This window comes from Geodermatophilus normandii (genome assembly GCF_003182485.1).
Lineage (GTDB): Bacteria > Actinomycetota > Actinomycetes > Mycobacteriales > Geodermatophilaceae > Geodermatophilus > Geodermatophilus normandii.
The window spans coordinates 1,911,523-1,926,919 of the sequence record NZ_QGTX01000001.1 but is presented as its reverse complement, the minus strand read 5'-3'; the positions used below and the strand labels follow the sequence as shown (position 1 = coordinate 1,926,919).

The 15,397-nt window shown below is 70.3% G+C and carries 9 protein-coding genes; 3 read left to right on the top strand and 6 right to left on the bottom strand.

All coding sequences use genetic code 11. The features are described 5' to 3' along the window. Positions 1-136: 136 nt before the first annotated feature. The 4 genes from tuf to rpsL form a co-directional block, all read right to left on the bottom strand. Positions 137-1,330 carry an elongation factor Tu gene (gene tuf / locus JD79_RS09490; RefSeq protein ID WP_110005312.1) on the bottom strand — a complete coding sequence of 398 codons (1,194 nt, stop codon included), beginning with the start codon at positions 1,328-1,330 and terminating at the stop codon, positions 137-139. Between the two features lie 88 nt (positions 1,331-1,418). Next, positions 1,419-3,518 carry an elongation factor G gene (gene fusA / locus JD79_RS09485; protein ID WP_110005311.1) on the bottom strand — a complete coding sequence of 700 codons (2,100 nt, stop codon included), beginning with the start codon at positions 3,516-3,518 and terminating at the stop codon, positions 1,419-1,421. A gap of 105 nt (positions 3,519-3,623) precedes the next feature. Continuing rightward, positions 3,624-4,094 carry a 30S ribosomal protein S7 gene (gene rpsG, locus JD79_RS09480; protein ID WP_073421335.1) on the bottom strand — a complete coding sequence of 157 codons (471 nt, stop codon included), beginning with the start codon at positions 4,092-4,094 and terminating at the stop codon, positions 3,624-3,626. Then, on the bottom strand, positions 4,094-4,468 hold the full coding sequence (rpsL, locus tag JD79_RS09475) for a 30S ribosomal protein S12 (RefSeq protein WP_012950487.1): 375 nt from the start codon (positions 4,466-4,468) through the stop codon (positions 4,094-4,096). Before rpsL ends, rpsG begins: the two co-directional genes overlap by 1 nt. Positions 4,469-5,071: 603 nt before the next feature. Between rpsL and JD79_RS09470 the strand changes: the two genes are divergently transcribed. From JD79_RS09470 to JD79_RS09460, 3 genes are all read left to right on the top strand, one after another. Next, a complete protein-coding gene (locus JD79_RS09470; protein WP_110005310.1) occupies positions 5,072-6,037 on the top strand; it encodes a serine/threonine-protein kinase in 966 nt (321 codons plus the stop codon). A 143-nt stretch (positions 6,038-6,180) separates the two neighbouring features. Continuing rightward, complete coding sequence (locus JD79_RS09465; RefSeq protein WP_110005309.1) at positions 6,181-6,411, top strand: hypothetical protein; 231 nt, start codon at positions 6,181-6,183, stop codon at positions 6,409-6,411. An 86-nt stretch (positions 6,412-6,497) separates the two neighbouring features. Further along, positions 6,498-7,541 (top strand): LLM class F420-dependent oxidoreductase, encoded by a 1,044-nt coding sequence (locus JD79_RS09460; protein WP_110005308.1) that lies wholly within the window; start codon positions 6,498-6,500, stop codon positions 7,539-7,541. A 182-nt stretch (positions 7,542-7,723) separates the two neighbouring features. Here the strand turns inward: JD79_RS09460 and JD79_RS09455 are convergent, their stop codons facing one another. Both JD79_RS09455 and rpoB read right to left on the bottom strand, forming a co-directional pair. Next, a complete protein-coding gene (locus JD79_RS09455) occupies positions 7,724-11,629 on the bottom strand; it encodes a DNA-directed RNA polymerase subunit beta' (RefSeq protein ID WP_110005307.1) in 3,906 nt (1,301 codons plus the stop codon). A gap of 98 nt (positions 11,630-11,727) precedes the next feature. Then, complete coding sequence (gene rpoB / locus JD79_RS09450) at positions 11,728-15,237, bottom strand: DNA-directed RNA polymerase subunit beta (RefSeq protein ID WP_211307918.1); 3,510 nt, start codon at positions 15,235-15,237, stop codon at positions 11,728-11,730. Between the last annotated feature and the right edge of the window lie 160 nt (positions 15,238-15,397).

The window sequence follows — 15,397 nt, the reverse complement described above, 5'->3', positions numbered from 1 at the left end:
CTAGCTGGGGAACGCCGGGTGCGTCCGGACGTCATCCGGTCTGGCCCCAGCGGATGGGTGGCGGTGCACACACACGTGCGCCTCCGGCCACCCGAGGACGGGCGGCGGCCGCAACCGGCCGCCGCCCGTCAGGGTGTTACTTGAGGATCTTGGTGACGCGACCCGCACCGACGGTGCGGCCACCCTCACGGATGGCGAACCGCAGGCCCTCCTCCATGGCGATCGGCTGGATCAGCTCGACCGTCATCTCGGTGTTGTCGCCCGGCATGACCATCTCGGTGCCGGCCGGCAGGGTCACGACGCCGGTCACGTCGGTCGTCCGGAAGTAGAACTGCGGACGGTAGTTGTTGAAGAACGGCGTGTGACGGCCACCCTCGTCCTTCGAGAGGATGTAGACCGAACCCTCGAAGTTGGTGTGCGGGGTGATCGAGCCGGGCTTCACGACGACCTGGCCGCGCTCCACGTCCTCGCGCTTGATGCCGCGCAGCAGCAGACCGACGTTGTCGCCGGCCTGGCCCTGGTCGAGCAGCTTGCGGAACATCTCGACGCCGGTGACGGTCGTCTGGGTCGAGGTGGGGCGGATGCCGACGATCTCGACGGTCTCCGACACCTTGACGATGCCGCGCTCGACGCGACCGGTGACGACGGTGCCGCGACCGGTGATGGTGAAGACGTCCTCGACGGGCATGAGGAACGGCTTCTCGATCTCACGCTGCGGCTCGGGGATCGCCGTGTCGACGGCGTCCATGAGCTCCATGAGCTTGTTGCCCCACTCGGCGTCGCCCTCGAGGGCCTTGAGCGCCGAGACGCGGACCACGGGGACGTCGTCGCCCGGGAACTCGTACTCGCTGAGCAGCTCGCGGACCTCGAGCTCGACGAGCTCGAGGATCTCCTCGTCGTCGACCATGTCGGCCTTGTTGAGCGCCACGACGATGTAGGGGACGCCGACCTGGCGGGCCAGGAGGACGTGCTCCTTGGTCTGCGGCATCGGGCCGTCGGTCGCCGCGACCACCAGGATGGCGCCGTCCATCTGCGCCGCACCGGTGATCATGTTCTTGATGTAGTCGGCGTGACCGGGGCAGTCGACGTGCGCGTAGTGACGGTTCTCCGTCTGGTACTCGACGTGCGCGATCGAGATCGTGATGCCGCGGGCCTTCTCCTCGGGCGCCTTGTCGATCTGGTCGAAGGCGGACGCCTCGTTGAGGTCCGGGTACTTGTCGTGCAGCACCTTGGTGATCGCCGCGGTGAGCGTGGTCTTGCCGTGGTCGATGTGCCCGATGGTGCCGATGTTGACGTGCGGCTTGGTCCGCTCGAACTTGGCCTTGGCCACTGGGTTCCTCTCCTCGTGGTGTCGCAGTCGTGCTGACGCTGGGGTGGGCTTGCTGGGGGCCGGGCGGGGGGCTACCCCGCCCGGCGGGTCACTCGCCGGTGGCCTTGGCGATGATCTCCTTGGCCACGTTCTGCGGGACCTCGGCGTAGGTGTCGAACACCATGGTGTAGCTCGCCCGCCCCTGAGTGCGGCTGCGCAGGTCGCCCACGTAGCCGAACATCTCCGAGAGCGGGACCAGGGCCCGGACGACGCGGGCGCCGGAGCGCTCCTCCATCGCCTGGATCATCCCGCGCCGGGAGTTCAGGTCGCCGATGACGTCGCCCATGTAGTCCTCGGGCGTGACGACCTCGACGGCCATCATCGGCTCGAGCAGGGCCGGGCTGGCCTTGCGCGCGGCCTCCTTGAAGACCATCGAGCCGGCGATCTTGAAGGCCATCTCCGAGGAGTCGACCTCGTGGTACTGGCCGTCGACGAGGGTCGCCTTGACGCCCACCATCGGGTAGCCGGCGAGGATGCCGTACTGCATGGCGTCCTGCATGCCCTGGTCGACCGAGGGGATGTACTCCTTCGGGATGCGACCACCGGTGACGGCGTTGACGAACTCGTAGGTCGGGCCGTCGGCGGCGACCTCGAGCGGCTCGATGCTCACCTGCACCTTGGCGAACTGGCCGGACCCACCCGTCTGCTTCTTGTGGGTGTAGTCGACCTTCTCGACCGCCTTGCGGATGGTCTCGCGGTAGGCGACCTGCGGCTTGCCGACGTTGGCCTCGACCCGGAACTCGCGACGCATGCGGTCGACGAGGATCTCCAGGTGGAGCTCACCCATGCCGGAGATGACCGTCTGGCCGGTCTCCTCGTCGAGGCGGACCTGGAAGGTCGGGTCCTCCTCGGCCAGCTTCTGGATGGCGGTGCCGAGCTTCTCCTGGTCGCCCTTGGTCTTCGGCTCGATGGCGACCGAGATGACCGGGGCCGGGAAGGTCATCGACTCGAGGATCACCGGGTTCTGCGGGTCGCAGAGGGTGTCACCCGTGGTCGTCTGCTTCAGGCCGACGACGGCGACGATCTGACCGGCGCCCACGCCCTCGCGCTCCTCGCGCTTGTTGGCGTGCATCTGGTAGATCTTGCCGATCCGCTCCTTGCGGTCCTTGGTGCTGTTGAGCACCGGGGACCCGGAGTTGAGCCGGCCCGAGTAGACCCGGACGTAGGTCAGCTTGCCGAGGTGCTGGTCGGTCTGGATCTTGAAGGCCAGCGCGGAGAACGGCTCGTCCTCGTCGGCGTGCCGCAGGACCTCGGTCTCGCCGTCGAGGGCGGTGCCCACGATGGCCTCGATGTCCAGCGGGCTGGGCAGGTAGTCGACGACGGCGTCGAGCAGGGGCTGCACGCCCTTGTTCTTGAACGCCGTCCCGGTGAGGACCGGGTTGACCTGCGCCGAGATGGTGGCCTTGCGGATCGCGGCCTTCAGCGTCTCGACGGAGATCTCCTCGCCGCCGAGGTAGGCCTCCATGATGGCGTCGTCGGTCTCGGCGATGACCTCGAGCAGCTTGTCGCGGTACTCGGCGGCCTGGTCGGCGAGCTCGGCGGGGATCTCCTCGACGGCGTAGTCCTCGCCCATCTTGGTCTCACCGCGCCAGGTCAGCGCCCGCATCTGCACCAGGTCGACGACGCCGATGAAGTCGGCCTCGGCACCGATGGGCAGCTGCAGGACGGCCGGGTTGGCGCCGAGCCGCTCCACCATCATGTCGACGCAGCGGAAGAAGTTCGCACCGGTGCGGTCGAGCTTGTTGACGAAGCACATGCGCGGGACGCCGTACTTCTCCGCCTGCCGCCAGACCTGCTCGGTCTGCGGCTCCACGCCGGCGACGCCGTCGTAGACGGCCACGGCACCGTCGAGCACGCGCAGGGACCGCTCCACCTCGACGGTGAAGTCGACGTGGCCCGGGGTGTCGATGATGTTGATGTCGTGGTCGTTCCAGGTGCACTTGGTCGCGGCGGACGTGATGGTGATGCCGCGCTCCTGCTCCTGCTCCATCCAGTCCATCGTGGCCGCGCCGTCGTGGACCTCACCGATCTTGTAGTTGATACCGGTGTAGAAGAGGATGCGCTCGGTCGTCGTGGTCTTGCCGGCGTCGATGTGCGCCATGATCCCGATGTTGCGGGTCTTGCGGAGCTGGGCCTCGTTGCTGGCCATCTGTCTCTCCTCTTCGTCTCTGGTCCGCGTGCGGGTGTCCGGGGGTGGCCCGGCGTCTCCCGCCGGCGGGTGCTGGTGGACGGGTGCGTCACCAGCGGGGTGCGACTACCAGCGGTAGTGCGCGAAGGCCTTGTTCGACTCGGCCATCTTGTGGGTGTCCTCGCGGCGCTTGACCGCGGCACCGAGGCCGTTGCTGGCGTCGAGCAGCTCGTTCATGAGGCGCTCGGTCATCGTCTTCTCGCGGCGCGCCCGGCTGTACTGGATGAGCCAGCGCAGGCCGAGGGTGGTACTGCGGGAGGCGCGGACCTCGACCGGGACCTGGTAGGTGGCGCCACCGACACGGCGGCTGCGGACCTCGAGGGCCGGCTTCACGTTGTCCAGCGCGCGCTTGAGCGTGACCACCGGGTCGGTGTCGGTCTTGGCGCGGGCACCCTCGAGGGCGCCGTAGACGATCGCCTCGGCGACCGAGCGCTTGCCGTCGACCAGGACCTTGTTCACCAGCTGGGTGACCAGCGGCGACTGGTAGACCGGGTCGGCGACCAGCGGACGACGCGGCGCGGGGCCCTTGCGCGGCATTAGCTCTTCTCCTTCTTCGCGCCGTACCGGCTGCGAGCCTGCTTGCGGTTGCGGACACCCTGGGTGTCCAGCGAGCCACGGATGATCTTGTAGCGCACACCCGGGAGGTCCTTCACGCGGCCGCCGCGCACGAGCACCATCGAGTGCTCCTGCAGGTTGTGGCCGACGCCCGGGATGTAGGCGGTCACCTCGATGCCACTGGTGAGGCGGACGCGAGCGACCTTGCGCAGCGCCGAGTTCGGCTTCTTCGGCGTCGTCGTGTACACGCGGGTGCACACGCCGCGACGCTGAGGGGAGCCCTTCAGCGCCGGGGTCTTGGTCTTCTCGACCTTGTCCTCGCGGCCCTTTCGGACCAGCTGGTTGATCGTGGGCATGGGTGGCCTGGATCTCCTACCTGCGCTGGGTCGTGCTGTGGACGGTGCTGCTGTCGTGTCGCCGGTGCTGGTCCTGCCGGGGTCGTCCGCCCTGGTCGCGAGCCGTTCACCGGCCCCCGCGGTCGGGCGTGTCACCCTCCCCGGGGCCGGCCTGTGATCGGACCGGACGGGTCGCCCCCCGCGACTCGGCGCCGCCACCTCCGGGACCGTCCGTCGTGGACGGCTCACCGGGGCGGACCCGCGGCCTGGAGGACGGACCTCCGGACACCCAGGCGCACCGCGAACGGGAGCAGGCCCAGGGCACCCTGGGCACGGCTGCCCACGATACCCGCGTGCCGGGGACCGGTCAAAGCCGGGTCCTGGTGGCCGAGCGGGCAGGGCCTGCCTGCCACCCGGACCCGCTCGGCGGGGACAACGGCGCGGGGTCGCCGGCCATTCCCGGCGACCACGGGGCCGTGCGCGACGGTCCCGGGAGGAGGCCGCACCATACCGCGGGGGCGTCCCGCGCCACGGGGTGCGACGCCGGGGCGACGACCGCGCGACTGTCGGTACCGCCCCCTACCGTCGGTCCCAAGGAGACCACTCACCGCAACGGAGGCCACCGTGCAGATCGACTCGGCGCGCGAGCTCAAGGCCCGCCTGTCCGCCCGGCTGGCCGAGGGCTTCGCCCCGGTGACCGCCAGCGGGCTCGGGGGGCGGCTGTGGACCCGGCCGGCCATCGGGCTGGCACCGGTCGGGCCCGGGCGGGCCCACCTCGCCATCCGCGTGGCCGCCCCGGAGGACGCCCGCGTGCTGCTGACCGGGCTCGACGACGCCGTGCGCGCGGAGGTCGACGTCCGGGTGACCGGGCCGATACTGCCCTTCTCCTCCCCCGCCCCGGCCGACCTGCAGCGGCGCACCCGACCGCTGCGCCCGGGGCTCTCGGTGGCCCACCCGGCGGTGAGCGCCGGGACGCTCGGGGGCTTCGTCCGGCTCGGTGGCCGGCTGGCGATCCTGTCGAACAACCACGTGCTCGCCGCCAGTGACGCCGGGGCCGTGGGCGACGCGGTGCTGCAGCCCGGGCCGGCCGACGGCGGGGTCCCGGCCGACCGGGTCGCCACGCTCAGCGCCTTCGAGCGCTTCTCCGACGGACCCAACCGGATCGACGCCGCGGTCGCCGTCCTCGACGAGGGCGTCGACGCCGAGCCGGGCCTGGTGCCGGGGGGTCCGCTGGCGGCCACCGTGGCCGACGGCGAGGAGGTGGAACCGGACGAGGAGGTCGAGAAGGTCGGCCGCACCACGGGGCACACGCGCGGGCGGGTCACCGCGGTCGAGGTGGACGGCGTCGCCGTCCAGTACGACGACGGCGTGCACGTCTTCGACGACCAGATCGAGATCGAGGGGCTGTCCGGCGCCTTCTCCGAGGGCGGGGACAGCGGCTCGGTCGTCTGGCGCAGCGCCGACCGCGTGCCCCTGGCCCTGCTCTTCGCCGGCAGCAGCGAGGGCGGCAGCAGCGGTGCCGGGCTGACCTTCGCCAACCCGCTGTCGACGGTGCTGGCCACCCTGGGCGTGGAGTGGGTCGCCACCTGACCTCCTGACGCCGTTCCCCCGGGTCAGGGGGATGTCGCTCCGGGCGGGAACGAGGCACCATGGGAGGTGACCGAGCCCGCGCGGCCGTCCGGGATCCCCCGAGTCCCGGGCACCCGGCCCGCGGGCGTCAGCGAGGAGCCCTCGTGACCGACCGTGCCACCGCCCGCGCCGCCAAGACCGCACTCGCCGGTCAGCTGTCCACCCAGCCCGGCGTCGTCGGCATCGGGCTGGCGCGGCGGGACAGCGGCTACGTGGTCAAGGTCGACGTCGCCGACGCGGCCGCGGCCGGCCTGGTCCCCCGCGACGTCGACGGCGTCCGGGTGGTCACCGAGGTCGTGGGCGTGATCCGGCCCCTGCGCAGCCGCACCGCCTGAGCCGCTCCCGCACGTCCCGGGGCGCGCCGCCCCCGCTACGGTCGCCGATGGCGCCGACGCGGGCGCCGCCGACCAGAGGAGTGCAGGTGCGCATCGGCATCCAGGCCAGTTACGCGGGCGGTTTCCAGGAGACGGCGGCGGAGATCGTCGACCTGGAGGCCGCGGGGCTCGACCTCGCGATGTGCGCGGAGGTCTACACCTTCGACGCCGTCAGCCAGCTCGGGTACCTGGCCGCCGTCACGCAGCGGGTCGAGCTGATGAGCGCCATCCTGCCCATCTACAGCCGCACGCCGGCCCTGACGGCGATGACCGCGGCCGGCCTGGACTTCGTCTCCGGCGGCCGGTTCACCCTGGGGCTGGGCGCCTCGGGCCCGCAGGTGATCGAGGGCTGGCACGGCGTCCCCTACGACGCGCCGCTGCAGCGCACGCGCGAGGTCGTGGAGATCTGCCGCCAGGTGTGGCGCCGCGACCGGCTGGTGCACGAGGGCCCGAAGTACACCGTTCCGCTGCCGGCCGAGCAGGGCACCGGCCTGGGCAAGCCGCTCAAGCTCATCAACACCCCGGTCCGCGAGCGGATCCCCGTGATGCTGGCCGCGCTCGGCCCGAAGAACGTGGAGCTGGCCGCCGAGATCGCCGAGGTGTGGGAGCCGATCTGGTTCATGCCGGAGCGCGCCGACGACGTCTGGGGCGACTCGCTGCGGGCCGGGAAGGCCAAGCGCGACGCCGAGCTCGGCGACCTGCAGGTCATCTGCGGCGTGCCGGTGGCCATCGGCGAGGACGTCGACCACCTGCACGACCTCGTCCGACCGCAGCTGGCGCTCTACGTCGGCGGCATGGGGGCCAGGGGCAAGAACTTCTACAACGACCTGGCGCGGCGCTACGGGTACGAGGAGGCGGCCGAGACGGTCCAGGACCTCTACCTGGGCGGCCGGAAGGACGAGGCGGCCGCGGCGCTGCCCGACGACTTCGTGCGCAAGGTGTCGCTCATCGGCCCCGAGTCCTACGTCGCCGAGCGGGTGGCCGCGTATGCCGAGGCCGGCGTCACGACGCTGGCGCTGCAGCCGCTCGACGACAGCCGTGAGGGCCGGCTGCGCACCGTGGAGACCATGCGCCGCCTGGCCGACGGGTAGGACGCGTGTTGCGTCACGTGACGCTGAGGGCGTCCTAGCTCGGCTCCACGCGTCCTGGCTCACCGTCCGCGCCGAGCCAGGACGCCGCACGATCAGGTCAGCTGATCGTGCCGGAGCCCCACACGCGGAAGGGCCCCGCAGATCTCGCGATCTGCGGGGCCCTCCTCACGTGCTACCGGGGATCAGCCCCGCCAGTCGTACTCCTCGAGGCGCACGGCCTCACCGGAGCCCGACCCGAACACGTCCGGGCTGTAGTACTGCCCGTCGTCGTACCCGGCCATCGTGTAGACGGCGGCGCGGGCCTCCTCGGTCGGCTCGACCGTGATGTTCCGGTAGCGGCTGATGCCCGTACCCGCCGGGATCAGCTTGCCGATGATCACGTTCTCCTTGAGGCCGAGCAGGCTGTCGCTCTTGCCCTGGATCGCGGCGTCGGTGAGCACCTTGGTCGTCTCCTGGAAGGAGGCGGCCGACAGCCACGACTCGGTCGCGAGCGAGGCCTTGGTGATGCCCATGAGCACCGGACGGGCCGAGGCCGGCTCGCCGCCCTCGGCGACGACGCGGCGGTTCTCGGTCTCGAACAGCGTCCGCTCGACCAGCGCACCGGGGAGGAACTCCGTGGCGCCCGAGTCGATGATGGTCACCCGCTTGAGCATCTGGCGGATGATCACCTCGATGTGCTTGTCGTGGATCGACACGCCCTGGCTGCGGTAGACCTCCTGGACCTCGCGGACGAGGTGCAGCTGCACCTCGCGCGGGCCCATGATCCGCAGCACCTCGTGCGGGTCCACCGCACCCTCGGTGAGCTGCTCGCCGACCTCGACGTGCGAGCCGTCCTCGACCCGCAGCCGCGACCGGCGCGACAGCTTGTCGTAGACGACCTCGTCGGAGCCGTCGTCCGGGGTGATGGTCAGCTTCCGGAACTGCTCGCCGTCCTCGATCCGGACGGAGCCGGCCAGCTCGGCGATCGGGGCCTTGCCCTTGGGGACGCGGGCCTCGAAGAGCTCCACCACACGCGGCAGACCGTGGGTGATGTCCTCACCCGCGACACCACCGGTGTGGAAGGTGCGCATCGTCAGCTGGGTGCCGGGCTCACCGATCGACTGGGCGGCGATGATGCCGACCGCCTCGCCGACGTCGACGAGCTTGCCGGTGGCCAGCGACCGGCCGTAGCAGGTCGCGCAGGTGCCCAGCAGGGACTCGCAGGTCAGGACGCAGCGGACCTTGACCTCGGCGACACCGGCGTCGACCAGGGCGCCGATGAGCACGTCACCGAGGTCCTCACCGGCGCGGGCGACGAGCGTGCCGTCCTCGGCCGTCACGTCGGCGGCCAGGGAGCGGGCGTAGACGCTGGTCTCCACGTGCGCGTCCCGGGTCAGCCGCCCGTCGATCACGGTCGCGATCGGCATGATCACGCCACGGTCGGTGCCGCAGTCCTCCTCGCGGATGATGACGTCCTGGGAGACGTCGACCAGCCGGCGGGTGAGGTACCCGGAGTCCGCGGTCCGCAGCGCCGTGTCGGCCAGGCCCTTGCGCGCACCGTGTGTGGAGATGAAGTACTCCAGCACGGACAGACCCTCCCGGAAGTTGGCCTTGATCGGCCGCGGGATGATCTCGCCCTTCGGGTTGGCCACCAGGCCGCGCATGCCGGCGATCTGGCTGATCTGCATCATGTTGCCTCGGGCGCCCGAGTTGACCATGACCCAGACCGGGTTGGTGGTGGGGAAGTTGTCCACCATCGCCTGGCTGACCTCGGCCCGCGCGCGGGTCCAGATCTCGATCAGCTCGCCACGACGCTCGGCGTCGGTGATGACACCGCGCTCGTACTGCCGCTCGATGCCACGGGCCTCGGCCTCGTGCCGGTCGAGGATCTCCTGCTTGGCCGGCGGGGTGACGACGTCGTCGATGGCGATCGTGACGCCCGAGCGGGTCGCCCAGCGGAAGCCGGCCGACTTGAGGGCGTCCAGCGTCGCCGCCACCTGCACCTTGGGGTAGCGCTCGGCGAGGTCGTTGACGATCGCCCCGAGCTCCTTCTTCGGCACCTGGTAGTTGACGAAGCGGTAGTCCTCGGGCAGGGCCTCGTTGAACAGCACCCGGCCCAGGCTGGTGCGCACCAGCGCGGGGGCACCCGGGGTCCAGTCCTCGGGCTGCTCCCAGCCCTCGTTGACCTTGCCGTTGTCGACGCCGAACACCTCGTCGAGGCGGATCAGCGCCCGCTCCTGCAGACCCAGCGCACCCTTGTCGTAGGCCATGATCGCCTCGGCCGTCGACCCGAACGCCGCCGGCTGGCCGCCGTCGGCCTCGTACCGGCTCGGCACCAGGGTGGTCAGGTGGTACAGGCCCAGCACCATGTCCTGGGTCGGCGCGGTGATCGGGCGACCGTCGGCCGGGCTCAGGATGTTGTTGCTCGACAGCATGAGGATGCGGGCCTCGGCCTGCGCCTCGGCCGACAGCGGCAGGTGGACCGCCATCTGGTCACCGTCGAAGTCGGCGTTGAACGCGGTGCAGACCAGCGGGTGGATCTGGATGGCCTTGCCCTCGACCAGCTGCGGCTCGAAGGCCTGGATGCCCAGGCGGTGCAGCGTCGGCGCGCGGTTGAGCAGCACCGGGTGCTCGGTGATGACCTCCTCGAGCACGTCCCAGACCACGGGACGGGCGCGCTCGACCATGCGCTTGGCGCTCTTGATGTTCTGCGCGTGGTTGAGGTCGACCAGCCGCTTCATGACGAAGGGCTTGAACAGCTCCAGCGCCATCTGCTTGGGCAGGCCGCACTGGTGCAGCTTGAGCTGCGGGCCGACGACGATGACCGAACGGCCGGAGTAGTCGACGCGCTTGCCGAGCAGGTTCTGGCGGAACCGGCCCTGCTTGCCCTTGAGCAGGTCGCTCAGGGACTTCAGCGGACGGTTGCCCGGGCCGGTGACCGGACGGCCGCGGCGGCCGTTGTCGAACAGCGCGTCCACGGACTCCTGGAGCATCCGCTTCTCGTTGTTCACGATGATCTCGGGCGCGCCGAGGTCGAGCAGCCGCTTGAGCCGGTTGTTCCGGTTGATCACGCGGCGGTACAGGTCGTTCATGTCGCTGGTGGCGAAGCGGCCACCGTCGAGCTGCACCATCGGGCGCAGGTCCGGCGGGATGACCGGGACGCAGTCCAGCACCATGCCCATGGGCGAGTTGCGGGTCTGCTGGAACGCCGCGACGACCTTGAGCCGCTTGAGGGCCCGCAGCTTGCGCTGGCCCTTGCCGTTGCGGATGGTGTCGCGCAGCGAGGCGGCCTCGGCGTCGAGGTCGAAGTCGGCCAGCAGCTTCTGCAGGGCCGCGGCACCCATGCCGCCCTCGAAGAACTCACCGAAGCGGTCGCGCAGCTCCCGGTAGAGGCCCTCGTCGGCGATGAGCTGCTTGACCTCGAGCTTGCGGAAGGTGTCGAGCACCTCCTCGAGGCGGTCGATCTCCCGCTGGGCGCGGTCGCGCAGCTGGCGCATCTCGCGCTCGCCGCCCTCGCGCACCTTGCGGCGGACGTCGGACTTGGCGCCCTCCGCCTCGAGCTCGGCCAAGTCGGCCTCGAGCTTCTGCTGGCGGGCCTCGACGTCGGCGTCGCGCCGGCTCTCGAGGTTGTGCTTCTCCGCGCTGATCTCGGCCTCGATGGTCGGGAGGTCGCGGTGGCGCGCCTCGTCGTCGACCGAGGTGATCAGGTAGGCGGCGAAGTAGATGATCTTCTCGAGGTCCTTGGGCGCCAGGTCGAGCAGGTAGCCCAGGCGCGAGGGCACGCCCTTGAAGAACCAGATGTGGGTGACCGGCGCGGCCAGCTCGATGTGGCCCATCCGCTCGCGGCGGACCTTGGCCCGGGTCACCTCGACGCCGCAGCGCTCGCAGATGATGCCCTTGAAGCGGACGCGCTTGTACTTGCCGCAGTAGCACTCCCAGTCCCGGGTGGGACCGAAGATCTTCTCGCAGAAGAGACCGTCCTTCTCCGGACGGAGCGTGCGGTAGTTGATGGTCTCGGGCTTCTTCACCTCACCGTGCGACCACTGACGGATGTCGTCGCCGGTGGCCAGACCGATGCGGAGCTCGTCGAAGAAGTTGACGTCGAGCACTGAGTGGACCCCTTTCCCGGGGCTCGTTTACTGCACTTCTAGCTGTTGTCGGAGGGGGCGCCGGCCGGCCCCGCTGCACGGGGCCGGCCGGCGGCCGATCACACGTCCTCGACGCTGGAGGGCTCGCGGCGGGACAGGTCGATGCCCAGCTCCTCCGCGGCCCGGAACACCTCGTCGTCGGTGTCGCGCAGCTCGATCGCCTGCCCGTCGCCGGACAGCACCTCGACGTTGAGGCAGAGCGACTGCAGCTCCTTGAGCAACACCTTGAACGACTCGGGGATGCCCGGCTCGGGGATGTTCTCGCCCTTGACGATGGCCTCGTAGACCTTGACGCGGCCGAGGATGTCGTCGGACTTGATGGTCAGCAGCTCCTGCAGCGCGTAGGCCGCGCCGTAGGCCTGCATCGCCCAGCACTCCATCTCACCGAAGCGCTGGCCACCGAACTGCGCCTTACCACCCAGCGGCTGCTGCGTGATCATCGAGTACGGGCCGGTCGACCGGGCGTGGATCTTGTCGTCGACCAGGTGCAGCAGCTTCAGGATGTAGACGTAGCCGACCGAGATCGCCTCGGGGAAGGGCTCCCCGGAGCGGCCGTCGAACAGCCGCGCCTTGCCGGTCTCCTGCACCATCCGGTTGCCGTCGCGGTTGGGGATCGTCGAGCCGAGCAGGCCGATGATCTCCTCCTCGCGGGCGCCGTCGAACACCGGCGTCGCGGTCCGGGTGCCCGGCTGCGCCTGGCGCGCCGGCTCGGGCAGGTTGGCCGCCCACTCCGGGGTGCCCTCGACCTGCCAGCCGGACTTGGCGATCCACCCGAGGTGGGTCTCCAGGACCTGGCCGACGTTCATCCGGCCGGGGACGCCGAGCGGGTTGAGGACGATGTCCACCGGGGTGCCGTCCTCGAGGAACGGCATGTCCTCCTGCGGCAGGATCTTCGCGATGACGCCCTTGTTGCCGTGGCGCCCGGCGAGCTTGTCGCCGTCGGAGATCTTGCGCATCTGGGCGACGTAGACCCGGATCAGCTCGTTGACGCCGGCAGGCAGCTCGTCGCCGTCCTCGCGCGAGAAGACGCGGACGCCGATGACCTTCCCGGACTCACCGTGCTTGACCTTGAGGCTGGTGTCGCGGACCTCGCGGGCCTTCTCACCGAAGATCGCCCGCAGCAGCCGCTCCTCGGGGGTCAGCTCGGTCTCGCCCTTGGGCGTGACCTTGCCGACGAGGATGTCGCCGGGGACGACCTCGGCACCGATGCGGATGATGCCGCGCTCGTCGAGGTCGGCGAGGACCTCCTCGGAGACGTTCGGGATGTCCCGGGTGATCTCCTCGGCGCCGAGCTTGGTGTCGCGGGCGTCGACCTCGAACTCCTCGATGTGGATCGAGGACAGGACGTCGTCCTGCACGAGGCGCTGCGACAGGATGATCGCGTCCTCGTAGTTGTGGCCCTCCCACGGCATGAAGGCGACGAGCAGGTTCTTGCCCAGCGCCATCTCACCCTGGTCGGTGCACGGCCCGTCAGCGATGACCTGGCCGACCTCGACCCGCTGGCCCTCGTCGACGACGGGGGTCTGGTTGATCGAGGTGCCCTGGTTCGAGCGGCGGAACTTCAGCAGCCGGTAGGTCTGCCGCGTGCCGTCGTCGGCCATGACGGTGACGTAGTCGGCGGTGGAGTCCTCGACCACACCGGCCTTCTCCGCCACGACGACGTCGCCGGCGTCGACGGCGGCCCGCAGCTCCATGCCGGTGCCGACCAGCGGCGCCTCGCTGCGCAGCAGCGGGACGGCCTGGCGCTGCATGTTCGCGCCCATGAGCGCGCGGTTGGCGTCGTCGTGCTCGAGGAACGGGATCATCGCCGTCGCGACCGAGGTCATCTGCCGCGGCGAGACGTCCATGTAGTCGACGTTCTCGGGAGCGAGGTAGTCGACCTCACCGCCCTTGGTGCGGACCAGGACGCGGTCCTCGGCGAACCGGCCCTGCGCGTCCAGCGGCGAGTTGGCCTGGGCGACGACGAAGCGGTCCTCCTCGTCGGCGGTCAGGTAGTCGATCTGGTCGGTGACCGTGCCGTTCTCGACCCGCCGGTAGGGGGTCTCGATGAAGCCGAAGGCGTTGACCCGCCCGTAGGCCGACAGCGAACCGATCAGGCCGATGTTCGGGCCTTCCGGCGTCTCGATCGGGCACATCCGGCCGTAGTGGCTGGGGTGCACGTCGCGGACCTCCATGCCGGCCCGCTCCCGGGACAGACCACCCGGGCCCAGCGCCGACAGGCGGCGCTTGTGGGTCAGGCCCGCGAGCGGGTTGGTCTGGTCCATGAACTGCGAGAGCTGGCTGGTGCCGAAGAACTCCTTGATGGAGGCGACGACCGGCCGGATGTTGATCAGGGTCTGCGGCGTGATCGCCTCGACGTCCTGGGTCGTCATCCGCTCGCGGACGACGCGCTCCATGCGGGAGAGGCCGACCCGGATCTGGTTCTGGATCAGCTCGCCGACGGTGCGCAGGCGGCGGTTGCCGAAGTGGTCGATGTCGTCGACGCCGTGGTCGGGCTCGCCGGCGTGCAGCCGCACGACGTACTCGATGGTGGCGACGATGTCGTCCTCGGTCAGCGTGGAGGTCGGCTGGGGCACCTCGACGCCGAGCTTCTTGTTGACCTTGTAGCGGCCGACCTTGGCGAGGTCGTAGCGCTTCGGGTTGAAGAAGAGGTTCTCCAGCAGCGCCTGGGCGCTCTCCCGCGTCGGCGGCTCGCCCGGCCGCAGCTTGCGGTAGATGTCGAGCAGCGCCTCGTCCTGCCCGGCGATGTGGTCCTTCTCCAGGGTGGCGAGGACGGTGGGCGACCACTGGAAGTGCTCGCGGATGCGGTCCTCGGTCCAGCCCAGCGCCTTGAGCAGCACGGTGACCGGCTGGCGGCGCTTGCGGTCGATCCGGACGCCGACGGTGTCGCGCTTGTCGACGTCGAACTCCAGCCACGCACCACGGCTGGGGATCACCTTGGCGCTGAAGACGTCCTTGTCGGAGGTCTTGTCCAGGGTCTTGTCGAAGTAGACGCCGGGGCTGCGGACCAGCTGCGAGACCACGACGCGCTCGGTGCCGTTGATGACGAACGTGCCCTTGTTCGTCATGATCGGGAAGTCGCCCATGAACACCGTCTGGCTCTTGATCTCGCCGGTGGTGTTGTTCATGAACTCGGCGGTGACGAACAGCGGGGCCGCGTAGGTCATGTCCTTGTCCTTGCACTCCTCGAGGGACGCCTTGACGTCCTCGAAGCGCGGGTTGGAGAAGGACAGCGACATCGAGCCGCTGAAGTCCTCGATCGGGGAGATCTCCTCGAGGATCTCGGCCAGGCCGCCGACGGCAGAGGCCTGCTCCTCGGGCGAGAGGGTGGCGCGCCACTCGGGGCTGCCGACCAGCCAGTCGAAGGACGCGGTCTGCAGGGCGAGCAGGTCCGGCACCTCGAGGGGCTCGGAGATCTTCGCGAACGAGACCCGGAGCGGAGCCCCGGGGATCTTCTGCTGGTCGGCCTCTCCGGTGCGGGGGCCGGCCTGGGGAGTCTGGTTCTGCTGGCCGAAGCCGCCGGACTCGGTGGTGCTGGGGGAGATGCTGGTGGGGCGAGAGCCTGCCAAGATGCGTCCTTCCAAGGACCTCACGACGTGCGGGCGGTGGGTGCGGGTCGTCCTGGGTCGTCGTCGGTATCGGCGGGGCTGTCCGCGGCGTCCGGCCCGCCGGGTCGGCGGTGTCGTCGCCGGGGTGCCGGGGTATCCCGGGCACCCCAGGTGACCCGTC

Bases quoted from the DNA above. Each gene is read 5' to 3' on its own strand.
- fusA (WP_110005311.1), bottom strand. From the start codon at position 3,518: ATGGCCAGCAACGAGGCCCAGCTCCGCAAGACCCGCAACATCGGGATC.
- rpsG (WP_073421335.1), bottom strand. From the start codon at position 4,094: ATGCCGCGCAAGGGCCCCGCGCCGCGTCGTCCGCTGGTCGCCGACCCG.
- rpsL (WP_012950487.1), bottom strand. From the start codon at position 4,468: ATGCCCACGATCAACCAGCTGGTCCGAAAGGGCCGCGAGGACAAGGTC.